Annotated in this window: 36 protein-coding genes; all 36 read left to right on the top strand. The window is 40.4% G+C overall.

All coding sequences use genetic code 11. The features are described from left to right. The first annotated feature begins 733 nt into the window (after positions 1–733). The gene (gene rpsJ, locus ACZ9EE_RS15375) at positions 734–1,042 is read left to right on the top strand and encodes a 30S ribosomal protein S10 (RefSeq protein ID WP_007085291.1); all 309 of its coding nucleotides are present in this window, start codon (positions 734–736) and stop codon (positions 1,040–1,042) included. Positions 1,043–1,080: 38 nt separating this feature from the next. Further along, complete coding sequence (rplC, locus tag ACZ9EE_RS15370) at positions 1,081–1,707, top strand: 50S ribosomal protein L3 (protein WP_476028340.1); 627 nt, start codon at positions 1,081–1,083, stop codon at positions 1,705–1,707. Positions 1,708–1,736: 29 nt separating this feature from the next. Continuing rightward, positions 1,737–2,360 (top strand): 50S ribosomal protein L4, encoded by a 624-nt coding sequence (gene rplD, locus ACZ9EE_RS15365; RefSeq protein WP_476028338.1) that lies wholly within the window; start codon positions 1,737–1,739, stop codon positions 2,358–2,360. Further along, positions 2,357–2,644: a 50S ribosomal protein L23 gene (gene rplW / locus ACZ9EE_RS15360; protein ID WP_176541446.1), complete on the top strand. Its 288-nt coding sequence runs from the start codon at positions 2,357–2,359 to the stop codon at positions 2,642–2,644. The genes rplD and rplW overlap by 4 nt, the downstream gene beginning before the upstream one ends. A gap of 29 nt (positions 2,645–2,673) precedes the next feature. Beyond that, positions 2,674–3,504, top strand: coding sequence for a 50S ribosomal protein L2 (gene rplB / locus ACZ9EE_RS15355; RefSeq protein ID WP_476028336.1), 831 nt, complete (start codon positions 2,674–2,676; stop codon positions 3,502–3,504). Between the two features lie 60 nt (positions 3,505–3,564). Beyond that, complete coding sequence (rpsS, locus tag ACZ9EE_RS15350) at positions 3,565–3,843, top strand: 30S ribosomal protein S19 (protein ID WP_026565526.1); 279 nt, start codon at positions 3,565–3,567, stop codon at positions 3,841–3,843. Positions 3,844–3,860: 17 nt separating this feature from the next. Then, on the top strand, positions 3,861–4,202 hold the full coding sequence (rplV, locus tag ACZ9EE_RS15345) for a 50S ribosomal protein L22 (protein WP_098533214.1): 342 nt from the start codon (positions 3,861–3,863) through the stop codon (positions 4,200–4,202). A 3-nt stretch (positions 4,203–4,205) separates the two neighbouring features. Further along, positions 4,206–4,862 carry a 30S ribosomal protein S3 gene (gene rpsC, locus ACZ9EE_RS15340; protein WP_289989307.1) on the top strand — a complete coding sequence of 219 codons (657 nt, stop codon included), beginning with the start codon at positions 4,206–4,208 and terminating at the stop codon, positions 4,860–4,862. A 2-nt stretch (positions 4,863–4,864) separates the two neighbouring features. Continuing rightward, on the top strand, positions 4,865–5,299 hold the full coding sequence (rplP, locus tag ACZ9EE_RS15335; protein ID WP_476028333.1) for a 50S ribosomal protein L16: 435 nt from the start codon (positions 4,865–4,867) through the stop codon (positions 5,297–5,299). Further along, positions 5,289–5,489 carry a 50S ribosomal protein L29 gene (gene rpmC / locus ACZ9EE_RS15330; RefSeq protein ID WP_098533209.1) on the top strand — a complete coding sequence of 67 codons (201 nt, stop codon included), beginning with the start codon at positions 5,289–5,291 and terminating at the stop codon, positions 5,487–5,489. Before rplP ends, rpmC begins: the two co-directional genes overlap by 11 nt. A 23-nt stretch (positions 5,490–5,512) precedes the next feature. Next, the gene (rpsQ, locus tag ACZ9EE_RS15325; RefSeq protein ID WP_476028330.1) at positions 5,513–5,776 is read left to right on the top strand and encodes a 30S ribosomal protein S17; all 264 of its coding nucleotides are present in this window, start codon (positions 5,513–5,515) and stop codon (positions 5,774–5,776) included. 41 nt (positions 5,777–5,817) lie between these two features. Then, positions 5,818–6,186 carry a 50S ribosomal protein L14 gene (gene rplN / locus ACZ9EE_RS15320; protein ID WP_034676100.1) on the top strand — a complete coding sequence of 123 codons (369 nt, stop codon included), beginning with the start codon at positions 5,818–5,820 and terminating at the stop codon, positions 6,184–6,186. 36 nt (positions 6,187–6,222) lie between these two features. Beyond that, the gene (gene rplX, locus ACZ9EE_RS15315; RefSeq protein ID WP_215047087.1) at positions 6,223–6,531 is read left to right on the top strand and encodes a 50S ribosomal protein L24; all 309 of its coding nucleotides are present in this window, start codon (positions 6,223–6,225) and stop codon (positions 6,529–6,531) included. Between the two features lie 26 nt (positions 6,532–6,557). Next, positions 6,558–7,097 (top strand): 50S ribosomal protein L5, encoded by a 540-nt coding sequence (rplE, locus tag ACZ9EE_RS15310; protein WP_098533207.1) that lies wholly within the window; start codon positions 6,558–6,560, stop codon positions 7,095–7,097. Positions 7,098–7,121: 24 nt separating this feature from the next. Continuing rightward, the gene (rpsN, locus tag ACZ9EE_RS15305; protein WP_007085277.1) at positions 7,122–7,307 is read left to right on the top strand and encodes a 30S ribosomal protein S14; all 186 of its coding nucleotides are present in this window, start codon (positions 7,122–7,124) and stop codon (positions 7,305–7,307) included. Between the two features lie 29 nt (positions 7,308–7,336). Next, positions 7,337–7,735, top strand: coding sequence for a 30S ribosomal protein S8 (rpsH, locus tag ACZ9EE_RS15300; protein WP_098533206.1), 399 nt, complete (start codon positions 7,337–7,339; stop codon positions 7,733–7,735). A 31-nt stretch (positions 7,736–7,766) separates the two neighbouring features. Continuing rightward, on the top strand, positions 7,767–8,303 hold the full coding sequence (gene rplF, locus ACZ9EE_RS15295; protein WP_476028325.1) for a 50S ribosomal protein L6: 537 nt from the start codon (positions 7,767–7,769) through the stop codon (positions 8,301–8,303). A gap of 32 nt (positions 8,304–8,335) precedes the next feature. Next, on the top strand, positions 8,336–8,698 hold the full coding sequence (gene rplR, locus ACZ9EE_RS15290; protein ID WP_476028323.1) for a 50S ribosomal protein L18: 363 nt from the start codon (positions 8,336–8,338) through the stop codon (positions 8,696–8,698). 24 nt (positions 8,699–8,722) lie between these two features. Further along, positions 8,723–9,223, top strand: coding sequence for a 30S ribosomal protein S5 (gene rpsE, locus ACZ9EE_RS15285; protein ID WP_098533200.1), 501 nt, complete (start codon positions 8,723–8,725; stop codon positions 9,221–9,223). Positions 9,224–9,236: 13 nt separating this feature from the next. Then, positions 9,237–9,416 (top strand): 50S ribosomal protein L30, encoded by a 180-nt coding sequence (rpmD, locus tag ACZ9EE_RS15280; protein ID WP_098533198.1) that lies wholly within the window; start codon positions 9,237–9,239, stop codon positions 9,414–9,416. Between the two features lie 32 nt (positions 9,417–9,448). Continuing rightward, positions 9,449–9,889, top strand: coding sequence for a 50S ribosomal protein L15 (gene rplO / locus ACZ9EE_RS15275; RefSeq protein WP_098533196.1), 441 nt, complete (start codon positions 9,449–9,451; stop codon positions 9,887–9,889). Continuing rightward, a complete protein-coding gene (secY, locus tag ACZ9EE_RS15270; RefSeq protein WP_476028320.1) occupies positions 9,889–11,184 on the top strand; it encodes a preprotein translocase subunit SecY in 1,296 nt (431 codons plus the stop codon). The genes rplO and secY overlap by 1 nt, the downstream gene beginning before the upstream one ends. 56 nt (positions 11,185–11,240) lie before the next feature. Then, positions 11,241–11,891 (top strand): adenylate kinase, encoded by a 651-nt coding sequence (locus tag ACZ9EE_RS15265; RefSeq protein ID WP_476028318.1) that lies wholly within the window; start codon positions 11,241–11,243, stop codon positions 11,889–11,891. A 276-nt stretch (positions 11,892–12,167) separates the two neighbouring features. Then, on the top strand, positions 12,168–12,386 hold the full coding sequence (infA, locus tag ACZ9EE_RS15260; RefSeq protein ID WP_007085268.1) for a translation initiation factor IF-1: 219 nt from the start codon (positions 12,168–12,170) through the stop codon (positions 12,384–12,386). 41 nt (positions 12,387–12,427) lie between these two features. Beyond that, positions 12,428–12,541, top strand: a complete 114-nt coding sequence (gene rpmJ, locus ACZ9EE_RS15255; protein WP_000868344.1) for a 50S ribosomal protein L36 — start codon at positions 12,428–12,430, stop codon at positions 12,539–12,541. Between the two features lie 21 nt (positions 12,542–12,562). Beyond that, positions 12,563–12,928, top strand: coding sequence for a 30S ribosomal protein S13 (gene rpsM, locus ACZ9EE_RS15250; protein ID WP_335503930.1), 366 nt, complete (start codon positions 12,563–12,565; stop codon positions 12,926–12,928). A gap of 22 nt (positions 12,929–12,950) precedes the next feature. Further along, entirely contained in the window at positions 12,951–13,340 is a 390-nt protein-coding gene (rpsK, locus tag ACZ9EE_RS15245; RefSeq protein ID WP_024027886.1) for a 30S ribosomal protein S11, read from the top strand. A 173-nt stretch (positions 13,341–13,513) separates the two neighbouring features. Further along, positions 13,514–14,458: a DNA-directed RNA polymerase subunit alpha gene (locus ACZ9EE_RS15240; RefSeq protein WP_476028313.1), complete on the top strand. Its 945-nt coding sequence runs from the start codon at positions 13,514–13,516 to the stop codon at positions 14,456–14,458. A gap of 52 nt (positions 14,459–14,510) precedes the next feature. After that, on the top strand, positions 14,511–14,873 hold the full coding sequence (gene rplQ, locus ACZ9EE_RS15235) for a 50S ribosomal protein L17 (protein ID WP_215047068.1): 363 nt from the start codon (positions 14,511–14,513) through the stop codon (positions 14,871–14,873). A gap of 370 nt (positions 14,874–15,243) precedes the next feature. Next, positions 15,244–16,083, top strand: a complete 840-nt coding sequence (locus ACZ9EE_RS15230; protein ID WP_476028311.1) for an energy-coupling factor ABC transporter ATP-binding protein — start codon at positions 15,244–15,246, stop codon at positions 16,081–16,083. Next, positions 16,059–16,928, top strand: a complete 870-nt coding sequence (locus ACZ9EE_RS15225; protein WP_476028309.1) for an energy-coupling factor ABC transporter ATP-binding protein — start codon at positions 16,059–16,061, stop codon at positions 16,926–16,928. The genes ACZ9EE_RS15230 and ACZ9EE_RS15225 overlap by 25 nt, the downstream gene beginning before the upstream one ends. Further along, positions 16,925–17,722 (top strand): energy-coupling factor transporter transmembrane component T family protein, encoded by a 798-nt coding sequence (locus ACZ9EE_RS15220; RefSeq protein WP_476028307.1) that lies wholly within the window; start codon positions 16,925–16,927, stop codon positions 17,720–17,722. Before ACZ9EE_RS15225 ends, ACZ9EE_RS15220 begins: the two co-directional genes overlap by 4 nt. A gap of 12 nt (positions 17,723–17,734) precedes the next feature. After that, positions 17,735–18,472, top strand: a complete 738-nt coding sequence (truA, locus tag ACZ9EE_RS15215) for a tRNA pseudouridine(38-40) synthase TruA (RefSeq protein WP_476032971.1) — start codon at positions 17,735–17,737, stop codon at positions 18,470–18,472. 414 nt (positions 18,473–18,886) lie between these two features. Beyond that, complete coding sequence (gene rplM / locus ACZ9EE_RS15210) at positions 18,887–19,324, top strand: 50S ribosomal protein L13 (protein ID WP_476028305.1); 438 nt, start codon at positions 18,887–18,889, stop codon at positions 19,322–19,324. A 20-nt stretch (positions 19,325–19,344) separates the two neighbouring features. Then, a complete protein-coding gene (gene rpsI / locus ACZ9EE_RS15205; protein WP_476028303.1) occupies positions 19,345–19,737 on the top strand; it encodes a 30S ribosomal protein S9 in 393 nt (130 codons plus the stop codon). 355 nt (positions 19,738–20,092) lie between these two features. Then, entirely contained in the window at positions 20,093–22,021 is a 1,929-nt protein-coding gene (locus ACZ9EE_RS15200; protein WP_476032970.1) for an outer membrane protein assembly factor BamB family protein, read from the top strand. The last annotated feature ends 32 nt before the right edge of the window (positions 22,022–22,053 follow it).

The following is a 22,053-nucleotide window of genomic DNA, read 5'->3' as shown; positions in this document are numbered from 1 at the left end:
CCAATAGGGCGATTCTAATGGACAGTTTTATGATCTTTAGAGAGAATTTGTCCAATAGGGCCATTCTAAAGGACAGTTTTAAGATCGTCAGAGAGAATTTGTCCAATAGGGCCAATCTAATGGACAGATTTTTGATCTTCAAAGAGAATTTGTCCAATAGGGCCAATCTAATGGACAGTTATATGATCTTTAGAGAGAATTTGTCCAATAGGGCCAATCTAATGGACAGATTTTTGATCTTCAAAGAGAATTTGTCCAATAGGGCCAATCTATTGGACAGTTATATGGTCTTTAGAGAGAATTTGTCCAACAGGCCCTTTCTAATGGAATGTACGTACTTTGACCTTCCTATTTCTAAATCAATTACAAACCAATCCATTAATCCTAACAAATTAATTCCGTGTTTCTTCTATATATATTAGTTAGATAATTTAGTAATTAAGTAAGTATGGATGATTGAATTAGGAGATTTTTGGAGATTTATATTTAGTGTTGAAAAAAGCAGAAACTGCCGCTATAATAGGAAAAGTGTTCAAGACAGAAACATAAAGAAAATATTCATAATAAATGTTGCGTTTGCTTTATGTTTTATGTATAATAGACAATGTTGGTCTTTGACTGCGATGATGTGGAAGGTTGCTGACACACCCGGCCGCTTTGCCATGGCGAGTGTGTGGGAAATTTCCACTGAGAATGTCTATTTTGAAAATAGGCGAATAAAGGAGGGAAAATAATGGCAAAACAAAAAATTCGTATCCGTCTTAAAGCGTATGATCACAGAATCCTTGATCAATCTGCAGAAAAAATCGTTGAAACAGCAAAACGTTCTGGTGCGGCAGTTTCTGGTCCGATTCCGCTACCAACTGAAAAGTCTGTTTATACAATTCTTCGTGCGGTTCATAAGTATAAAGATTCTCGTGAGCAATTCGAAATGCGGACACATAAGCGTCTAATCGACATCGTTAACCCAACTCCACAAACAGTTGATGCGTTAATGCGTTTAGATTTACCATCTGGTGTTGATATCGAAATTAAACTTTAATCAAATAAACATTTAAAAAAATAGGAGGTGTGACTTACATGACCAAAGGAATCTTAGGAAGAAAAATTGGTATGACTCAAGTATTTGCAGAAAACGGAAACTTAATTCCAGTAACTGTTGTTGAGGTAGCTCCAAACGTTGTTCTTCAAAGGAAATCAGTTGATAGTGATGGATATGTTGCTGTTCAAGTTGGTTTTGAAGACAAGCGTGAGAAGTTAGCTAACAAACCTGAAAAGGGACATGTTGCTAAAGCAAATACTGCTCCTAAGCGCTTCATTCGCGAATTCCGCGGAGATGACTTAGCAGCACTTGAAGTTGGTCAGGAAGTCAAAGTTGATATTTTCGCTGCAGGAGATATCGTAGATGTAACAGGAATCTCAAAAGGTAAAGGTTTCCAAGGTGTTATTAAACGCCACGGACAATCACGCGGCCCAATGGCTCACGGTTCTCGTTATCATCGTCGTCCTGGTTCTATGGGACCTGTTGCTCCAAACCGCGTATTCAAAGGTAAAGCATTACCGGGACGTATGGGTGGAGATCAAGTTACAGTACAAAACCTTGAGATCGTAAAAGTTGATACAGAGCGTAACTTACTTTTAATCAAAGGAAACGTACCAGGCCCGAAAAAAGCATTACTAAAAATTAAAGGTGCGGTTAAAGCATAAGTCACTTTTCAAGAAAGGAGGAACAAAGAATGCCTAAAGTAGCATTACTAAACCAAAACGGTTCACAAGTTGGGGATATTGAACTTAATGATTCAGTTTTTGGTATTGAGCCTAACCAACACGTATTATTCGAAGCAATTGTTATGCAAAGAGCTTCTTTACGTCAAGGAACTCATAAAACAAAAGTTCGTTCAGAAGTAGCAGGCGGTGGCCGTAAACCATGGCGCCAAAAAGGAACAGGCCGTGCTCGTCAAGGGTCAATCCGTTCACCACAATGGCGCGGAGGTGGTACTGTATTTGGTCCAACACCACGCAGCTACAGCTACAAATTACCGAAAAAAGTTCGTCGCTTAGCGATCAAATCTGCACTTTCATCTAAAGTGTTAGAAGAAAATATTTTGGTACTTGAAAGCTTAGCATTCGAAGCACCAAAAACAAAAGAATTCAAATCAGTATTAGGTGGTCTTTCTGTTGAGAAGAAAGCTCTAATCGTTACTGCTGACCTTGATGAAAACATAGCATTATCTGCTCGTAACATCCCTGGTGTAACAGTTGTAACAGCTGATGGAATAAACGTATTAGACGTTGTTAACCATGATAAGTTAATCATGACTAAAGCAGCGGTTGAAAAAGTAGAGGAGGTGCTTGCATAATGGATGCACGCGATATCATTAAGCGCCCCGTTATCACTGAACGGTCTACTGACCTAATGTCTGAGAAAAAATATACGTTTGAAGTTGATGTTAGAGCTAATAAAACACAAGTTAAAGATGCTATTGAAGAAATCTTTGGCGTAGATGTTGATAAAGTTAACATCATGAACTATAAAGGTAAATTCAAGCGTATGGGAAAATTCGGCGGATACACTAACAAGCGTCGTAAAGCAATTGTTAAATTAACTGCTGACAGCAAAGAAATCGAAATCTTTGAAGCATAAGAACCTATCAAGAAGAGGAGGGAAATAAAATGGCGATTAAAAAGTACAAACCTACCTCCAATGGTCGTCGTGGAATGACAGTTTCTGATTTTGCTGAAATCACAACTAGCACTCCAGAGAAATCTCTATTAGCTCCATTAAAGAGCAAAGGCGGCCGTAATAACCAAGGTAAGTTAACTGTTCGTCATCAAGGTGGCGGCCATAAGCGTCAATATCGTTTAATTGACTTTAAACGTAACAAAGATGGCATTCCAGGACGCGTTGCTACAATCGAGTATGATCCAAATCGTTCTGCGAATATCGCATTAATTAATTATGTAGATGGAGAAAAGCGTTATATCTTAGCTCCTAAAAACTTAGAAGTTGGTATGGAAGTAGTGTCTGGTCCTGAGGCTGACATTAAAGTGGGTAATGCATTACCACTAGCTAACATTCCTGTTGGTACTGTTGTTCACAACATCGAGTTAAAACCAGGAAAAGGCGGACAGCTTGTTCGTTCTGCAGGAACTTCTGCTCAAGTACTTGGTAAAGAAGGTAAATACGTATTAGTACGTTTAACTTCTGGTGAAACTCGTATGATTCTTGCTGAGTGCCGCGCTTCTATCGGTCAAGTAGGTAACGAGCAGCACGAACTTATTAACATTGGTAAAGCAGGTCGTTCACGCTGGTTAGGCAAACGCCCAACTGTACGTGGATCTGTAATGAACCCTAACGATCACCCACACGGTGGTGGTGAAGGACGTTCACCAATCGGACGTAAGTCACCAATGTCTCCATGGGGTAAACCAACTCTTGGATTCAAAACTCGTAAGAAGAAAAATAAGTCAGATAAGTTTATCGTACGTCGTCGTAAAAAATAACGGGACTAACCTACGGTTCATGAGTAGAACCGTAGAACAGTCACGAAGGGAGGTTCCTTCATGGGTCGCAGCTTGAAAAAAGGACCATTTGTTGATGATCATTTAATGGTTAAGGTCGAAAAGTTGAATGAAACTGAGAGTAAACAAGTTATTAAAACTTGGTCTCGCCGTTCTACGATCTTCCCACAATTTATCGGCCACACAATCGCAGTTTATGATGGTCGCAAACATGTGCCTGTATATGTTACTGAAGACATGGTAGGACACAAGCTTGGAGAATTCGCTCCAACTCGTGCTTACAAAGGCCATGGTAATGATGACAAGAAAACAAGACGTTAAGAGAGGAGGGCATCCAAATGCAAGCTAAAGCTGTTGCAAGAACAGTTCGTATTGCTCCTCGTAAAGCACGTTTAGTCGTTGATTTAATCCGAGGTAAGCAAGTTGGTGAAGCGGTGGCGATTTTAAATCTCACTCCTAAGGCTGCTTCTCCAATCGTGGAAAAAGTACTAAAATCTGCTATGGCAAACGCTGAGCACAACTATGAAATGGACGTTAACAATCTAGTTGTTGCACAAGCATTCGTCGACGAAGGACCAACCTTAAAACGTTTCCGTCCTCGTGCTATGGGCCGTGCAAGCCAAATTAACAAGCGCACAAGCCACATTACAATCGTTTTAACAGAAAAGAAGGAGGGATAAGCTGTGGGTCAAAAAGTAAATCCAGTCGGTTTGCGTATCGGTATCATCCGTGATTGGGAATCTAAGTGGTACGCAGGTAAAGACTTCGCTGATCTTTTACACGAAGACCTTAAAGTTCGTGAGTATATCACGAAGCGTTTAAAAGATGCTTCTGTTTCTAAAGTAGAAATCGAACGTGCGGCTAACCGTGTGAATGTAACTGTTCATACTGCGAAACCTGGTATGGTTATCGGTAAAGGCGGTACTGAAGTTGAGGCACTTCGTAAAGCATTAAATCAACTTACTGGCAAACGTGTTCACATCAATATCCTTGAAATCAAGAGAGCTGATCTTGATGCGAAACTAGTTGCTGAAAATATTGCTCGTCAATTAGAAAATCGTGTATCTTTCCGTCGTGCACAAAAGCAAGTTATTCAACGTGCTATGCGTGCAGGTGCGAAAGGTATTAAAACTATGGTATCTGGTCGTTTAGGTGGAGCTGATATTGCTCGTTCTGAACACTATAGTGAAGGAACTGTTCCACTTCATACACTTCGTGCAGATATCGACTATGCTACAGCTGAAGCTGATACTACTTATGGTAAGCTAGGCGTTAAAGTATGGATCTATAAGGGAGAAGTCCTTCCTACTAAGAAGAAAAATGCGGAAGGAGGCAAATAATTATGTTATTGCCAAAACGCGTAAAATATCGCCGTCAACACCGTGGAAAGATGCGCGGTCAAGCTAAAGGCGGTACTGAAGTAACATTCGGTGAATACGGCCTACAAGCTTTAGAAGCTTCATGGATCACAAACCGTCAGATTGAAGCAGCTCGTATTGCGATGACTCGTTACATGAAACGTGGCGGTAAAGTTTGGATTAAAATTTTCCCTCACAAGCCTTACACTGCTAAACCGCTAGAAGTACGGATGGGTTCCGGTAAAGGGGCACCTGAAGGATGGGTAGCTGTTGTAAAGCCTGGAAAAATTATGTTCGAAATCGCTGGTGTTTCTGAAGAGACTGCTCGTGAAGCACTTCGTCTTGCAATGCACAAACTTCCTGTAAAATGTAAGTTTGTAAAACGTGAAGAAATTGGTGGTGAATCAAGTGAAAGCTAATGAACTACGTGAACTTACCACTGCTGAAATTGAACAAAAAGTTAAATCTTTAAAAGAAGAGCTTTTCAACCTTCGCTTTCAATTGGCGACAGGACAACTTGAAAACACAGCTCGTATTCGTGAAGTACGCAAATCGATTGCTCGCATGAAAACAGTTGTCCGTGAAAGAGAAATCAGCGTTAACAAGTAATTATCCGAGAGGAGGTTCACACAATGAGTGAACGTAACCAGCGCAAAGTTTACACTGGACGCGTTGTTTCTGACAAAATGGATAAAACCGTTACTGTTTTAGTTGAAACACATAAAAAGCATCCTTTATATGGTAAACGCGTGAAATACTCTAAGAAGTTTAAAGCTCATGATGAGCAAAACGAAGCAAAGATCGGCGATGTAGTACGCATCATGGAAACTCGCCCACTTTCAGCTACTAAACGTTTCCGTTTAGTTGATATTGTAGAAAAAGCAGTTATTATTTAATTGTTCGGATAACGCAACATTTCCGAAGGGAGGTTACACACATGATTCAACAAGAATCACGTTTAAAAGTTGCTGACAACTCTGGTGCTCGTGAAGTACTTACGATTAAAGTTCTTGGTGGTTCTGGTCGCAAAACTGCTGGTATTGGTGATGTGATCGTTTGTACAGTAAAACAAGCAACACCAGGTGGCGTTGTTAAAAAAGGTGACGTTGTTAAGGCAGTTATTGTTCGTACAAAGAGCGGTGCGCGTCGTCCTGATGGTTCTTACATTCGTTTCGATGAAAACGCATGTGTCATTATTAAAGATGATAAAAGCCCTCGTGGAACTCGTATCTTCGGACCAGTTGCCCGCGAACTTCGCGACAACAACTTTATGAAAATCGTTTCTCTAGCTCCAGAAGTATTATAATTTTAAAATTAATTGCCTTTAAGGAGGTGCGCACAGATGCATGTAAAAAAAGGTGATAAAGTAAGAGTCATCTCTGGTAAGGATAAAGGCAAAACAGGTGTGATCCTAGCTGCTTATCCAAAAGATAACCGCGTAGTGGTTGAAGGTGTAAACATTGTGAAAAAACACTCTAAGCCATCTCAAGTGAATCCACAAGGCGGAATTATTAACTTTGAGGCTCCTATCCATGTATCAAACGTAATGCCTATCGATCCTAAAACAGGTAACCCAACTCGTGTAGGTTACACAACGGTTGATGGCAAAAAAGTACGCGTAGCAAAATCCGGTGAAGTATTAGATAAATAGTTTATAAAAGAAGGGAGGTACAATGAATGAACCGCCTAAAAGAAAAATTTGTTAAAGAAGTAACACCTGCTCTAATGAGCAAGTTCAACTATAAATCAGTTATGGAAGTACCAAAACTTGAGAAAATCGTAATCAACATGGGTGTAGGTGACGCAGTTGCAAACGCTAAAGCACTTGACAATGCTGTTGAGGAGCTAGCTACTATTACTGGTCAAAAACCAGTAGTAACTCGTGCGAAAAAATCTATCGCTGGTTTCCGTCTTCGTGAAGGTATGCCAATCGGTGCAAAGGTTACACTTCGCGGTGAGCGCATGTACGAATTCTTGGATAAATTAGTTTCCGTTTCTTTACCTCGTGTACGTGACTTCCGTGGTGTTTCTAAGAAAGCATTTGATGGTCGCGGTAACTACACTTTAGGTATTAAAGAACAATTAATCTTCCCTGAAATTGATTACGATAAAGTAAGCAAAGTTCGTGGTATGGATATCGTTATCGTAACGACAGCAAACACTGATGAAGAATCACGTGAACTTTTAACTCAATTTGGAATGCCATTCCAAAAGTAATCGTTAAATAAGGGAGGCGAAAACGTGGCTAAAAAGTCAATGATTGCGAAACAACAACGCACGCCTAAATTCAAAGTACAAGAGTACACTCGCTGCGAACGTTGCGGACGTCCACACTCTGTATACCGTAAATTTAAGCTTTGCCGTATTTGTTTCCGTGAATTAGCATACAAAGGACAAATTCCTGGTGTTAAAAAAGCTAGCTGGTAAAACTAGAAGTTGGGAAGGAGGTAAAAATAATGGTCATGACAGATCCAATTGCTGATATGCTTACTCGCATTCGTAATGCGAACATGGTACGTCACGAAAAATTAGAAGTGCCTGCTTCTAATTTAAAGAAAGAAATCGCTGAAATTTTAAAGCGCGAAGGTTTCGTACGTGATGTTGAGTTTATCGAGGACAACAAACAAGGTATTATCCGTATCTTCTTAAAGTACGGTGCAAATAATGAACGTGTTATTACTGGTCTTAAGCGCATAAGCAAGCCTGGACTTCGAGTTTACGCTAAATCAAATGAGGTACCTCGCGTACTTAACGGACTTGGTATTGCTTTAGTTTCAACATCAACTGGTGTTGTTACTGATAAAGAAGCTCGTGCAAAACAAATTGGCGGCGAAGTTTTAGCTTACGTTTGGTAATTAAGTTTTTGAATGAATGGAGGTGCACTAAATGTCTCGCGTAGGAAAAAAACCAATCGAAATTCCAGCAGGAGTTACGGTTACTTTAAACAACAATACTGTGACAGTTAAAGGACCTAAAGGCGAACTTACTCGTACTTTTAATCCAGATATGTCAATTAACGTAGAAGAAAACACTGTAACAATTACACGTCCTTCTGACGTGAAAGAACACCGCGCATTACATGGTACTACTCGTGCTGTGATCGCTAATATGATCGAAGGTGTTTCTACTGGCTTCACAAGAGGCTTAGAGTTAATCGGGGTTGGTTACCGTGCTCAAAAGCAAGGTAACAAGCTTGTATTAAACGTTGGTTATTCACACCCAGTTGAAATTGAACCAGAAGCTGGACTTGAAATTGAAGTACCTGCTAATACTAGAATCGTTATTAAAGGTACTGACAAGGAACGTGTTGGTGCATTAGCAGCCAATATCCGTCAAGTTCGTCCTCCAGAGCCATATAAAGGCAAAGGAATTCGTTACGAAGGTGAATTCGTTCGTCGTAAAGAGGGTAAAACCGGTAAGTAATGCCGCATAAGTAAACGAAAGGAGTGACGTAAATGATTACGAAGCAAGATAAGAACGCTACTCGCAAGAAAAGACACGCTCGTGTTCGTGCGAAACTTAGCGGTACTTCTGCTCGTCCGCGTCTAAATGTGTACCGTTCAAATAAACACATTTATGCTCAATTAATCGATGACATGAATGGAGTCACTTTAGCAAGTGCTTCTACAATAGAAAAAGATTTCGGTCTTGAATCTACAAGTAATGTTGAAGCTGCAAAAGCTGTCGGTGAATTAGTCGCTAAACGTGCGGTTGAAAAAGGTATCACTGCTGTTGTCTTTGATCGTGGAGGATACCTATATCACGGACGTGTGCAAGCACTAGCTGATGCTGCCCGCGAAAACGGCTTACAATTTTAATAGACAAAGGAGGGACACAAAAAGATGCGTCGTATTGATCCAAACAAACTTGAACTAGAAGAACGCGTAGTAACCGTTAACCGTGTTGCGAAAGTTGTTAAAGGTGGACGTCGTTTCCGTTTCTCTGCTCTTGTAGTAGTTGGGGATAAAAACGGTCATGTAGGTTTCGGAACTGGTAAAGCTCAAGAAGTACCAGATGCTATCCGTAAAGCCATCGAAGATGCAAAGAAAAATTTAGTCGAAGTACCAATGGTTGGAACTACAATTCCTCACCAAGTAATTGGACGTTTTGGTGCTGGCGAAATCCTCTTAAAACCTGCTTCTGAAGGTACTGGAGTTATCGCTGGTGGACCAGTTCGTGCTGTCCTAGAATTAGGCGGTGTTGCTGACATCCTTTCTAAATCACTAGGAACAAACACTCCGATTAACATGGTTCGCGCAACAATTGATGGTTTAAAACAATTAAAACGTGCTGAAGACGTAGCAAAATTACGTGGTAAATCAGTAGAAGAACTGTTAGGATAAGGGGGGAATTCAAATGGCGAAACTTTTAATTACCCTCAACCGCAGCGTAATTGGTCGCCCTGAGGACCAACGTGAAACAGTTAAGGCGCTAGGTTTACGTAAATTAAATCAAACAGTTGAGCATCAAGATAACGCTGCTATCCGCGGTATGATCAACAAAGTTGCTCACCTTGTAACAGTTAAAGAACAATAATTTATTGTTTTCTTTCATAAGGAGGTGCCAATATGAAACTTCATGAATTAAAGCCTGCCGAAGGTTCTCGTCAAGAACGCAAGCGTTTAGGCCGTGGAATCGGTTCTGGTCAAGGTAAAACAGCAGGTAAAGGTCATAAAGGTCAAAACGCTCGTTCTGGCGGCGGTGTTCGCTTAGGTTTTGAAGGTGGTCAAACACCTTTATTCCGTCGTTTACCAAAACGTGGTTTTACCAATATCAGCCGCAAAGAATATGCTGTTGTCAATCTTGATGCTTTAAATCGCTTTGAAGAAGGTACAGAAGTTACTCCAGAACTTCTTATCGAAACAGGCGTAGTAAGTAACGAAAAAGCAGGAATCAAGATTCTTGCAAAAGGGAACGTAGAGAAAAAGTTGACTGTAAAAGCTCACAAATTCTCCTCTGCTGCTAAGGAAGCGATCGAAGCTGCTGGTGGAACTACTGAGGTGATCTAATGTTCCAGACGATCTCCAATTTTATGCGCGTGGGTGAGATAAGACGTAAAATAATATTCACCCTTTTAATGTTAGTCGTTTTTCGACTTGGTACTTTTATTCCTGTACCGAATGTAAATGCTGATGTTCTTGCTAATCAAGATAAGCTAAGTGTTTTCGGTATCCTTAATACCTTCGGAGGTGGAGCGTTAAAACAATTCTCCATCTTTGCAATGGGTATTATGCCGTATATCACCGCTTCGATTATCATTCAGCTTTTACAAATGGACGTAGTTCCAAAGTTTACAGAATGGTCCAAGCAAGGTGAATCGGGCCGTCGTAAGATTGCTCAATTTACCCGATACTTTACTGTTGTGCTTGGATTTATCCAAGCATTAGGTATGTCCTACGGATTTAATAATCTAGCCAGCGGTCAATTGATTGAGAATCCTGGTATTGGTACGTATTTATTAATTGCTGTTACATTGACTGCGGGGACTTCATTTTTAATGTGGCTTGGTGAGCAAATTACTGAAAAAGGTGTTGGAAATGGAATTTCCATTATCATCTTTGCAGGGATTGCCGCTGGGATCCCATCAACTGTTAATCAAATTTATGTTCAACAGTTTGAGAATGCCGGTGAAGCATTATTCTTACGTATTGTGACGGTTATCTTAATCGTTATTGCGATTATTGCGATCGTTGTTGGAGTTATCTTCATTCAACAAGCAAATCGTAAAATACCAATTCAATATGCAAAACGTATGGTTACAGGGCGTAATCCTGTTGGCGGACAGTCCACACATATGCCGTTGAAGGTTAACGCTGCAGGTGTAATCCCGGTTATCTTTGCGGTATCCTTTATTGTAACGCCAAGAACAATCGCATCATTTTTCCCAACTAATGATGTAACATTGTGGATTACAAGAAATCTTGACTATACTCATCCAATTGGGATGACGTTATATGCCATTTTAATTATCGCGTTCACTTATTTCTATGCTTTTATCCAAGTCAACCCTGAACAAGCAGCGGAAAACTTACAAAAGCAGAGCGGCTATATTCCTGGTATTCGTCCAGGAAAGAGTACGCAGGAATACTTAACTCGCGTCCTATACCGTTTAACCTTTGTTGGTGCTCTTTTCTTAACCATTATTGCGATACTTCCTACTATTTTTATAAAATTAGCGAACTTACCGCAATCGGCTCAAATTGGTGGAACAAGCTTGTTAATCGTCATCGGCGTTGCGCTTGATACGTACAAACAACTTGAGGCACAGCTAGTTAAACGTCATTATAAAGGCTTTATAAAATAGGTTTTTAGGGACCTTTGGCCCCTAAAAACCCACTTAAAGCACGAGGGGGAAAACGTGTGAATTTAGTATTAATGGGGCTTCCAGGTGCCGGAAAAGGCACACAAGCTGAAAGAATCGTCGAGCAATACGGCATCCCTCATATCTCTACAGGAGATATGTTCCGTGCAGCGATGAAAGAAGGAACAGAACTAGGTTTACAAGCTAAATCATTCATGGATAAAGGCGAGCTTGTTCCAGATGAGGTAACAATCGGCATAGTTCGTGAACGTCTTAGTAAAGAAGATTGTCAAAAGGGCTTTCTTTTAGATGGTTTTCCTAGAACTGTACCTCAAGCTGAGGCTTTGGAAAATCTACTAACTGACTTAAATAAAAAGATCGACTATTGTTTAAATATTAGTGTTGATAAAAGTATCTTAATGGATCGTTTGACTGGACGTCGGATTTGTAAAGAATGTGGTTCAACCTACCATCTAATCTTTAATCCTCCTGCAAAAGAGGGTGTCTGCGACAAATGTGGCGGAGAACTTTACCAAAGAGCGGATGATAATGCTGAAACTGTTCAAAATCGCTTAGATGTTAATATCAAACAACAAGAACCATTACTTACTTTCTATGAAACAAAAGGCTATCTTCGCACCATCGATGGCCAGCAAGATATACGAAAAGTATTTGCTGATATCCAACAAATACTTGAGGATTTACGTTAATGGTCATTTGTACCACTGTGCGAGCGACTCTCGACAACTCTTCAATTAGATCTAAAAGTATGTGCTAGAAAATTGCTATTCTATAGTACTGAGTATGTAGAACCGAGAGTTGGGCAAGACTTACAGAGGAATTACTTATTCTTGCATATGTAGAAAAAAGTTGCGGACAGAAGACGAACAATATGGTAATATTATAAGGTTGCTAATGTTGGACGAATGAAAGTTTTGCAATAGATTTTCGAACACTATTTTTGATTAAAGAAGGGAGACGAGACGATGGCCAAAGATGATGTTATTGAAATTGAAGGTAAAGTCATAGAAACTTTGCCAAATGCGATGTTTAAGGTAGAATTAGAAAATGGTCATACAGTGCTGGCTCATGTTTCCGGTAAAATTCGTATGCATTTCATTCGAATTCTTCCTGGTGACAAAGTAACAGTTGAGCTTTCTCCATATGACTTAACACGCGGAAGAATTACCTACCGCTTCAAATAAACTGCTTGCTTGCACTCCGTACTATTAAGGAGGTTAGGATAATGAAAGTAAGACCATCTGTTAAACCGATCTGCGAAAAGTGCAAAGTTATCCGTAGACGCGGAAAAGTTATGGTTATCTGTGAAAACCCTAAACATAAACAAAAACAAGGTTAATTTTAAGGAGGTGCGCTCATTATGGCACGTATTGCTGGTGTAGATATTCCACGTGAAAAGCGTGTGGTTATCTCTTTGACTTACATTTATGGTATTGGTAAAGCTACTGCACAAAAAGTATTAGCTGAAGCTGGTGTTTCAGAAAATACTCGTGTACGTGATCTAACTGAAGACGAATTAAACAAAATCCGTGACATCATCGACAGATTAAAAGTTGAAGGTGATCTTCGCCGTGAAATTTCTCTTAACATTAAGCGTTTAATGGAAATCGGCTGCTACCGCGGATTACGTCATCGTCGTGGTTTACCGGTTCGTGGACAAAATACGAAAAACAACGCTCGTACACGCAAAGGTCCTCGTAAGACTGTTGCGAACAAGAAGAAGTAATCGGCAAAGGAGGTTAATTTAAATGGCTCGTAAAACTAATACGCGTAAGCGTCGTGTTAAAAAGAATATTGAATCTGGGATCGCTCATATCCGTTCAACATTTAACAATACTATTGTAACTATTACTGATGTTCATGGTAATGCAATTTCATGGTCAAGTGCAGGTGCGCTTGGGTTTAGAGGTTCTCGTAAATCTACTCCATTCGCAGCACAAATGGCAGCTGAAACAGCAGCTAAAACTTCCATTGAACATGGTATGAAAACTTTAGAAGTTACCGTTAAAGGACCTGGTGCAGGCCGTGAAGCTGCAATCCGTGCTCTTCAAGCTGCTGGTCTAGAAGTAACTGCTATTAAAGACGTTACTCCTGTTCCTCATAATGGATGCCGTCCGCCAAAACGTCGTCGTGTTTAATTTTTCTGTATAGAATTCTTATCATATGTCTATAATGGGATATGATATTAATTATTTGCACTATTACAGAATATTTATTCCAGTTGTTGTGCACAAAACGGGAACGTATACATGGGGGAATTTCAGTTAGGAATACCTAATGAAGTTTCGACGTTTTGAAGGAGGGTTATTTGATGATCGAAATAGAAAAACCAAAAATCGAAACGATTGAGATCAACGATGATGCCAAGTACGGAAAGTTCGTCGTAGAGCCACTTGAGCGTGGATATGGTACCACTTTGGGTAACTCCTTACGTCGTATCCTATTATCTTCACTCCCAGGTGCCGCTGTTACATCGATTCAAATCGATGGGGTACTTCATGAGTTCTCAACAATTGAAGGCGTCGTAGAGGATGTAACATCCATCATTTTAAACATTAAAAAATTAGCGTTAAAAATCTACTCTGATGAAGAGAAAACACTTGAAATTGATGTACAAGGTGAAGGACCTGTTAAGGCTGGCAGCATTACCCATGACAGCGATGTTGAGATTTTAAACCCAGACCTTCATATTGCTACATTGGCGACAAATGGACATCTTCGTATGCGTCTAACCGCTAAACGTGGTCGTGGATATACACCGGCTGAACTGAACAAAAGGGAAGACCAACCAATTGGTGTCATTCCGATTGACGCTATTTATACGCCAGTTTCCCGCGTTTCCTATCAAGTAGAAAATACTCGTGTAGGTCAATTGTCAAATTTTGACAAACTAACGCTTGATGTTTGGACAGATGGAAGTACTGGGCCAAAAGAAGCGATTGCTCTTGGTTCGAAAATTTTGACCGAGCATTTGAATATTTTCGTTGGTTTAACCGATGAAGCTCAAAATGCTGAAATTATGATTGAGAAAGAAGAAGATCAAAAAGAAAAAGTTCTTGAAATGACTATTGAAGAACTAGATCTTTCTGTTCGTTCTTACAATTGCTTAAAGCGTGCTGGCATCAACACTGTTCAGGAACTAGCTAATAAAACTGAAGAGGATATGATGAAAGTTCGTAACTTAGGCCGCAAATCACTCGAAGAAGTGAAGGCAAAACTAGAAGAGCTTGGATTAGGCTTACGTAAAGACGACTAGTCTATCGCAGCTGATATCCGTTTTATGACTTCAACAAAGGAGGGAACCCTTCATGGCATACAGAAAGTTAGGACGCACAAGCGCACAGCGTAAAGCTATGCTACGTGATTTAACTACAGATTTAATTATCAACGAGCGCATCGAAACAACAGAAACTCGTGCGAAAGAACTTCGCTCAACTGTTGAAAAAATGATTACACTAGGTAAGCGCGGAGATTTACATGCTCGACGCCAAGCTGCTTCTTACGTTCGTAATGAAGTTGCTAATGCTGAAAATGGTCAAGATGCTGTTCAAAAACTTTTCGCTGATATCGCTCCACGTTATCAAGAGCGTCAAGGTGGATACACTCGTATTATGAAACTTGGACCTCGCCGCGGTGACGGTGCGCCAATGGTTATTATCGAGTTAGTTTAATACACTTTAACAGACAACAAGGGCGCTGGACAGTTTACAAACAAACTTGTTCTTTGCCCTTTTTCTGTAAAGGAAATTTTTATAATTGTTCGACACAAGCCAAACGAGTGTTATGATGAGCGTGACTCCATTCTTTGGGAGCCAATAGGAGGATTTTTGTACTCCTCGGAATGAAAACACCTTTATTTGTTTTCGATTTCACGTCTCGTCTAGCTCATGCACCTCCTCCCATTTCTTTTGAAATCCCTTTTCTCGCAGTTGAATACAGACTGCATAGGGACCGAGGTGCGGGCTTTTTTTGTTATATAGGAGTTTTATTGATGGGTTTGTAATATGAGCGGAGAATAGTCTAGCTAGGGAGAATGGCGCAATGAAAAAGTCAATTGTATCTCTTAAAGGAGTATCCTTTCAATATGATGCACAGGAACGGTATGCCCTCAAAAATGTAACCTTTGATATTTATGATGGCGAATGGCTTGCGATTGTTGGACATAACGGTTCTGGAAAATCAACGATGGCAAAATTATTAAATGGTCTTCAGTTTCCACAGGAAGGTGATATTACCATTGATAGTGTAAAGTTGACTGAAGAAACGATTTGGGATATTCGAAAAAAAGTCGGTATGGTTTTTCAAAATCCAGATAACCAATTTGTAGGCACAACTGTACAAGATGATGTGGCTTTTGGTTTAGAAAATAATGGGGTACCCCGAGCCGATATGGTCCAGCGTGTAGAAGATTCATTAAAAAAAGTGAAAATGGATCAATTTCTATATCAAGAGCCGCATCATCTATCTGGTGGACAGAAGCAGCGTGTAGCAATTGCTGGGATATTAGCGTTACGGCCTTCTATAATTATCCTTGATGAAGCAACTTCTATGCTCGATCCTAGAGGTCGTGAAGAGGTTTTGGAAACGGTCCGGCTGTTAAAACAGGAAAAATCTTTAACCGTTATCTCGATTACCCATGATCTCGAGGAAGCAGCCAAAGCTGACCGTATTATTGTGATGAATCGTGGAGAAGTTTTCCGAGAGGGCACTCCGGAAGAGATTTTTGCCATGGATGAGCAATTGATTCAATTAGGATTGGACATTCCTTTCTCTGTAAAAATGAGTAAAGCATTCCGTCAAAATGGAATTAAACTATCGAAGCATTATTTAACGGAAGAAGAGTTGGTGACAGAGCTATGGACATCTCGCTTCAGCATGTAGAGTACCGGTATCAAGCAAATACTCCTTTTGAGAGGCTGGCAGTAGAAGATGTCTCCATTGATATTCCTGCTGGCACATACATGGCTATTATTGGCCACACTGGTTCGGGGAAATCAACTGTTCTTCAGCATTTAAATGCACTGTTGCAGCCATCAAAGGGTACTGTCCTAATCGGTGGACACGAAATTAAAGCGGGTCAGAAAAATAAACATTTAAAATCTGTCCGACAAAAGGTTGGAATTGTTTTTCAATTTCCAGAACATCAATTATTTGAGGAAACCGTAGAAAAGGATATTATCTTTGGTCCAATGAATTTTGGTGTTTCTGAAACAGAAGCTAAGAAACGGGCACGGCTTGCCTTACAACAAGTTGGTCTTGCGGAGGATATCTTGGAGAAATCACCATTTGATCTTTCAGGCGGGCAGATGCGGCGAGTGGCCATTGCTGGTGTATTGGCAATGGAACCTGAAGTTATCGTCTTGGACGAGCCTACTGCTGGGTTAGATCCGAGAGGCCGAAAAGAGATTATGGATATGTTTTATGAACTTCATAAGGAGAGAAAGCTCTCGACCATTTTAGTAACTCATAGTATGGAAGATGCAGCAAGGTATGCGGACCAAATCGCCATCATGCAGCAGGGCAGAGTCGCTAAGAAAGGGACACCTGAGGAAATTTTCTCATCCCCAGTGGAATTGGTACAAATGGGTCTCGATGTTCCCGAAGTAGTTCGCTTTCAGTTGAAACTTGAAAAACAAACAGGCATAAAATTAGACAAAATTTATCTCACAATTGAAGAGTTATCCTCAAAGGTTGCCGAGGTATTAAGCAGGGGTGTTCGCTCATGATGGAAAAAATGATTTTTGGCCGTTATGTCCCTGCTGATTCGACCATTCACAAAATGGATCCTCGTTCAAAACTATTAATTATCTTTTTATTTGTTTGTATAATCTTTTTTGCTAATAACTGGATTACCTATGTACTGATTGGTATTTATACTTTTTATATGCTTGGTATGTCGAAGATTCCGGTCCGCTTTTTATATGGCGGCCTTAAACCAGTCATTTGGCTTGTTTTATTTACGTTAGTACTGCAGTTGTTTTTTACAAAGCAGGGTGATCTTCTATTTAAATGGGGGCCTTTGGAGATTTATGAAGAAGGGGTCAGGCAGGGGATCTTTATTTCACTAAGATTTTTTTTCTTAATTCTCATGACCTCTTTATTAACTCTAACAACTAGTCCGATAGAAATTACCGATGGGATGGAAACTCTGTTAAATCCGTTGAAGAAGGTCCGGTTTCCGGTCCATGAGATGGCACTAATGATGTCTATTTCCTTACGATTTATTCCAACGCTGATGCAGGAAACCGATAAGATAATGAAAGCGCAAATTGCCCGTGGTGTGGAGTTTGACAGCGGTCCAATAAAGGAGCGGGTAAAGGCGGTCATTCCACTCTTGATTCCTTTGTTTGTCAGCGCCTTTAAACGGGCGGAGGAGCTTGCTATCGCTATGGAGGCACGCGGCTATCGCGGCGGTGAGGGAAGGACAAAGTACCGTCAGCTCAGCTGGAGGCCAGTAGATACGCTCCAAATCCTTTTATTAGTTGTATTAACTATTTTACTAATTCTATTACGGTCATAATGGAGCAATATGATGCAAAGGTATAAGTTGATTATTTCTTATGATGGTTCAGGATTTTCCGGTTACCAAGTTCAACCAAATAAACGGACCGTTCAATCCGATTTGGAAGCTGTCTTAGCCAAAATGCATAAAGGGGAAGCTATTAAAGTTTCTGCATCAGGAAGAACAGATGCCGGTGTCCACGCAAAAGGGCAGGTTATTCACTTTGATTCTTCACTTCAGATCTCAGAGCAAAAATGGGAAGTAGCTCTTAACTCGTTGCTGCCGGAGGATATATCGGTTCTTTCGGTCATAAAAGTAGATTCTTCGTTTCATGCCCGTTTTGATGCGATTGGAAAAGAATATCGCTATGTCCTGCAACTTTCGAAAAATAGGGATCCCTTTCAACGGCATTTTGCTTATCAATATCCCTATGAATTAAATATAGAGGCTATGAAGGAAGCGAGCCGCTTTTTCATTGGAACTCATGATTTTACTAGTTTTTGCTCGGCAAGGACAGAGGTTGAGGATCGAGTTCGCACCATCGAGATGATTGATTTTTTACTAGAAGATAATTTCCTTACGCTGCGTTTTGTTGGCAATGGATTTTTATATAATATGGTTCGTATCCTGGCAGGAACTCTATTGGAAGTAGGTTCAGGAAAGCGAAAGCCAGAAGAAATGACTGATATACTGGTCAAAGAAGATCGCCGCTCTGCTGGTAAAACTGCTCCAGCTCAAGGACTATATCTTTGGAAAGTATTTTATTAGCATGGAACTTTGAGCAGTGTCTGGCTTCAGTGCCCAGCGACTAGTGTACTTCGCGCTCCGCCCTACGATAAGTCAACACGAAAAAGCTATCGCTCTTCGTGTCTCCTTTATCTCAGTTGGAGCGCTCCAGTCCTGTCGTGCGCTAAACGGACACTTCCGCCTTTCTTATAAAACAACCTAACCTGGTGTAACATTTTCTTGACATTTAGACCTGTAGTATTTATTATATTAGATGTGCGTGTTTTTAATCCCACGATAAAGCCCCGGAAAGTCTTCATCGTGATTGAAAATATATGATTTGAAAAATTACTGCACGAGGGCATTAGATGTTTATTCCCGGAACAGAATAGAACGCTAATCGCTTTAAAAGTGCGAAAATAATAATCTTTGATGGATTTAATAGGAGGGAAACACATGCGTTCAACGTTTATGGCAAATGCCAACAATATCGAGCGTAAATGGTATGTGATTGATGCTGAAGGCAAAACTCTTGGTCGTCTTGCTTCTGAAGTTGCATCAATTTTACGCGGTAAAAACAAACCAACTTTTACACCACATGTTGACACTGGTGATAATGTAATTATTCTTAATGCTTCTAAAGTAGAACTAACTGGTAAAAAATTAACTGACAAGATTTACTACCGTCACACAATGCACCCAGGTGGTTTAAAAACAAGAACTGCATTAGAAATGCGTACAAACTACGCTGAAAGAATGATTGAGCTTGCAGTTAAAGGCATGCTTCCAAAGAATTCTCTTGGCCGTCAAATGTTCAAAAAATTACACGTGTATGCTGGCAGTGAGCATCCACATCAAGCACAACAACCTGAAGTTTACGAACTTCGCGGTTAATTTAGAGGGAGGGAAATAACTTGGCACAAGTTCAATATATCGGTACTGGTCGTCGTAAGAGCTCTGTCGCACGTGTGCGCTTAGTTCCAGGCACAGGTAAAATTGTAGTTAATGGTCGTGAAATCGAAGAATATATCCCATTTGAAGCATTACGTGTTGTTGTAAGACAACCACTAGTTGCAACTGAAACAGTTGGCAGCTATGATGTTCTTGTAAACGTAAGCGGCGGTGGATATACTGGTCAAGCTGGCGCAATCCGCCATGGTGTTGCTCGTGCATTACTTCAGGTTGATCCGGAATTCCGTCCAACATTAAAACGCGCTGGATTACTTACTCGTGACCCACGTATGAAAGAGCGTAAGAAATACGGTCTTAAAGGTGCTCGTCGTGCGCCTCAGTTCTCAAAACGTTAATATGGACGTTTCAAAGACTCTCAGTCATTTTAGCTGGGGGTCTTTTTTTATGCTTAAAATGAGTAATTGGTTGTACAACAGTACAATTAAACTTTTGATAAAGGTACCATTTACTCATTACAGGGATTGTTCATCGTTTATGAGGTAAAGTGGAATTCATCGAAAACTTATCACCCGCACTTCAAAAGAGGGGAGGGAAAAATAGTTACATTTGCATAATTTATTGTGCCTTAGGTAAATATACCAATGTTCTTATAAAAATTGGAATGCCTTAAGGAGGTTTAAAGACTCAAAGAATATAAATTCCTCATCAAAGATGCAATTTATTATTTCATGTCAGGAGGGTATTTCCGTGATGCGATTTTTAAAGTCATTAGGTTTAGTTATTCTAGCGAGTATGGTTATAGTTGGCTGTCAGTCGAATGATAACAAGAATAATGCAAAAGACAAAAAAGGGGAAACCAAGGAATCCAACCAGGCAAAAAAGGAAGATGAGATAGGATTCCCAAATTGGGGGTATGACTTTCAACATACCCGACATGTGCCCTATAAACAGATTACAAAAGATAATGTAAAAAAAATGGGGATTGCATGGCAGCAGGATATCTTAGATTGGAATAAGGATGTTCCAAATTTACAAGAAGATTTCCCTGTCGTCCATGACGGGGTCATGTATGTGACAAGTGCGAAAAATCATGTGTTTGCGATCGATGCCGCAAGTGGAAAGAAACTCTGGGCATGGACACCGCCCAAGGACGTACTTGATCATCTTACTAGTTTGCCATGGCAGTCCAATGTGGCAAGCAGGGGTGTCGCAGTGGCCAATGGAAATGTATTTGTCTTGATGATAGATAATCGGCTGGCCAAACTTGATGCGAAGAACGGAAAACTGTTAAAAATGGTCAACTTTTGGGATCATGAACCTTCTATCAAGTTAGAAAACAGATATTATGAATCTTCAGCTCCGATGTATTATGATGGCAACGTTTACGTTGGAAGCAGCGGCGGTGATAATGGTACACGAGGTTTTGTTTGGGCGTTTAAAGCAGATACCCTGGAACCGCTATGGAAAGAGCCGTTTTGGACCGTTCCTGAAAGAGGAACAGGCTGGGCGAAGGGTAAATATACGGGCGGAGGCTCCGTATGGACACCGATGTCATTTGATCCGGATACTGACATGATGTATTTTGCAGTAGGGAATCCAGCTCCGGACTTTTACGATGCAGATAGAAAAGGAAAAAATCCATATACCGATTCTATTGTTGCTTTAGATAGTAAAACAGGGAAATTTAGGTGGTCATCCAATCAAGTAGACCATGATATATGGGATTATGACGCTGCCGCAACACCGATGATTCTCAATGCAAAGGTTGACGGGAAAAAACAGAAGGTTGTGGTTGAAGGCGGTAAGAATGGAAAGTGGTATGCGTGGGACGCAAAAACGGGGAAAACCATTTATGATGGGGTACCTTTTGTAAAAATTGAACATTCGAGCGTACCAAGCGATGAGAGTAAAGCTAAACTCCAATGGCCAGGGACTCCAGGTGGAGAAAGCTATGCTCCAGAGACATATGACCCTGACACCAACTATGTTCTTATTCCAGGTATTAATAGCCCTAATTTAATGGTAGCAGCTAAAGATGCAGAAGAGATTGCAAAAGATAATAATACCTTCCCAGGTACAAAGATACTTCCTTTGCCAAAAGATGTTGATGTTTCTGGTACCATCACAGCAATTGATATGAATACAGGGAAAAAAGTATATCAAAAGAATACGGACGATCCGATGTATGGCGGATTCACAAGCACTGCTTCCGGTCTTGCTTTCTACGGGGAATTGGATGGAAACGTAAATGCCCTTGATATTAAAAAAGGTAAAGTATTATGGAAGATGCAAAGTGGAGGAAAACAAATCAAAATGGCACCTTCCATATATACCGTTGACGGCCATGAATATGTTGCAGTAATTACTGGTGGTACGAAGGTTGTTGTTTATGGTCTTGGAGGTAAGTTAAAACCTGGAGCTGTAAATAAAAATGCAAAATTACAAGGGGAAGCAGACGTTGTTATCGATCCGGAAAAGGTTTACAAAAGGAGTTGTATTTCCTGTCACGGGGATAATCTTCAAGGCGCAACAGCACCAAATCTTCAACACATAGGTAAAACTATGTCTAGAGAGGACATATTGAATCAAATTCTTAATGGTGGCGACCGCATGCCAGCAGGCTTGGCTAAAGGTGCAGAGGCAGAAGCACTAGCGGATTGGCTTTCCAAAAAGAAATGATTTTTACTCTAGAAACACCCCGATTCGATTCC

The organism is Bacillus sp. URHA0034, from assembly GCF_056280405.1.
Note: the sequence above shows the minus strand (reverse complement) of the source record. Positions and strands in the feature narration are given on the sequence as shown.

Bases quoted from the DNA above. Each gene is read 5' to 3' on its own strand.
- rpsH (WP_098533206.1), top strand. From the start codon at position 7,337: ATGGTCATGACAGATCCAATTGCTGATATGCTTACTCGCATTCGTAAT.
- rpsJ (WP_007085291.1), top strand. From the start codon at position 734: ATGGCAAAACAAAAAATTCGTATCCGTCTTAAAGCGTATGATCACAGA.
- rpsQ (WP_476028330.1), top strand. From the start codon at position 5,513: ATGAGTGAACGTAACCAGCGCAAAGTTTACACTGGACGCGTTGTTTCT.
- rpmJ (WP_000868344.1), top strand. From the start codon at position 12,428: ATGAAAGTAAGACCATCTGTTAAACCGATCTGCGAAAAGTGCAAAGTT.
- rplD (WP_476028338.1), top strand. From the start codon at position 1,737: ATGCCTAAAGTAGCATTACTAAACCAAAACGGTTCACAAGTTGGGGAT.
- rplP (WP_476028333.1), top strand. From the start codon at position 4,865: ATGTTATTGCCAAAACGCGTAAAATATCGCCGTCAACACCGTGGAAAG.
- rplN (WP_034676100.1), top strand. From the start codon at position 5,818: ATGATTCAACAAGAATCACGTTTAAAAGTTGCTGACAACTCTGGTGCT.
- ACZ9EE_RS15225 (WP_476028309.1), top strand. From the start codon at position 16,059: ATGGACATCTCGCTTCAGCATGTAGAGTACCGGTATCAAGCAAATACT.
- rplM (WP_476028305.1), top strand. From the start codon at position 18,887: ATGCGTTCAACGTTTATGGCAAATGCCAACAATATCGAGCGTAAATGG.
- rpmD (WP_098533198.1), top strand. From the start codon at position 9,237: ATGGCGAAACTTTTAATTACCCTCAACCGCAGCGTAATTGGTCGCCCT.
- rpsK (WP_024027886.1), top strand. From the start codon at position 12,951: ATGGCTCGTAAAACTAATACGCGTAAGCGTCGTGTTAAAAAGAATATT.
- rplX (WP_215047087.1), top strand. From the start codon at position 6,223: ATGCATGTAAAAAAAGGTGATAAAGTAAGAGTCATCTCTGGTAAGGAT.
- ACZ9EE_RS15240 (WP_476028313.1), top strand. From the start codon at position 13,514: ATGATCGAAATAGAAAAACCAAAAATCGAAACGATTGAGATCAACGAT.
- rplO (WP_098533196.1), top strand. From the start codon at position 9,449: ATGAAACTTCATGAATTAAAGCCTGCCGAAGGTTCTCGTCAAGAACGC.
- rpsM (WP_335503930.1), top strand. From the start codon at position 12,563: ATGGCACGTATTGCTGGTGTAGATATTCCACGTGAAAAGCGTGTGGTT.
- secY (WP_476028320.1), top strand. From the start codon at position 9,889: ATGTTCCAGACGATCTCCAATTTTATGCGCGTGGGTGAGATAAGACGT.
- infA (WP_007085268.1), top strand. From the start codon at position 12,168: ATGGCCAAAGATGATGTTATTGAAATTGAAGGTAAAGTCATAGAAACT.
- ACZ9EE_RS15200 (WP_476032970.1), top strand. From the start codon at position 20,093: ATGCGATTTTTAAAGTCATTAGGTTTAGTTATTCTAGCGAGTATGGTT.
- ACZ9EE_RS15220 (WP_476028307.1), top strand. From the start codon at position 16,925: ATGATGGAAAAAATGATTTTTGGCCGTTATGTCCCTGCTGATTCGACC.
- rplF (WP_476028325.1), top strand. From the start codon at position 7,767: ATGTCTCGCGTAGGAAAAAAACCAATCGAAATTCCAGCAGGAGTTACG.
- rplR (WP_476028323.1), top strand. From the start codon at position 8,336: ATGATTACGAAGCAAGATAAGAACGCTACTCGCAAGAAAAGACACGCT.
- rplC (WP_476028340.1), top strand. From the start codon at position 1,081: ATGACCAAAGGAATCTTAGGAAGAAAAATTGGTATGACTCAAGTATTT.
- rpsS (WP_026565526.1), top strand. From the start codon at position 3,565: ATGGGTCGCAGCTTGAAAAAAGGACCATTTGTTGATGATCATTTAATG.
- rpsE (WP_098533200.1), top strand. From the start codon at position 8,723: ATGCGTCGTATTGATCCAAACAAACTTGAACTAGAAGAACGCGTAGTA.
- truA (WP_476032971.1), top strand. From the start codon at position 17,735: ATGCAAAGGTATAAGTTGATTATTTCTTATGATGGTTCAGGATTTTCC.
- ACZ9EE_RS15230 (WP_476028311.1), top strand. From the start codon at position 15,244: ATGAAAAAGTCAATTGTATCTCTTAAAGGAGTATCCTTTCAATATGAT.
- rplQ (WP_215047068.1), top strand. From the start codon at position 14,511: ATGGCATACAGAAAGTTAGGACGCACAAGCGCACAGCGTAAAGCTATG.
- rplE (WP_098533207.1), top strand. From the start codon at position 6,558: ATGAACCGCCTAAAAGAAAAATTTGTTAAAGAAGTAACACCTGCTCTA.
- rplV (WP_098533214.1), top strand. From the start codon at position 3,861: ATGCAAGCTAAAGCTGTTGCAAGAACAGTTCGTATTGCTCCTCGTAAA.
- rplB (WP_476028336.1), top strand. From the start codon at position 2,674: ATGGCGATTAAAAAGTACAAACCTACCTCCAATGGTCGTCGTGGAATG.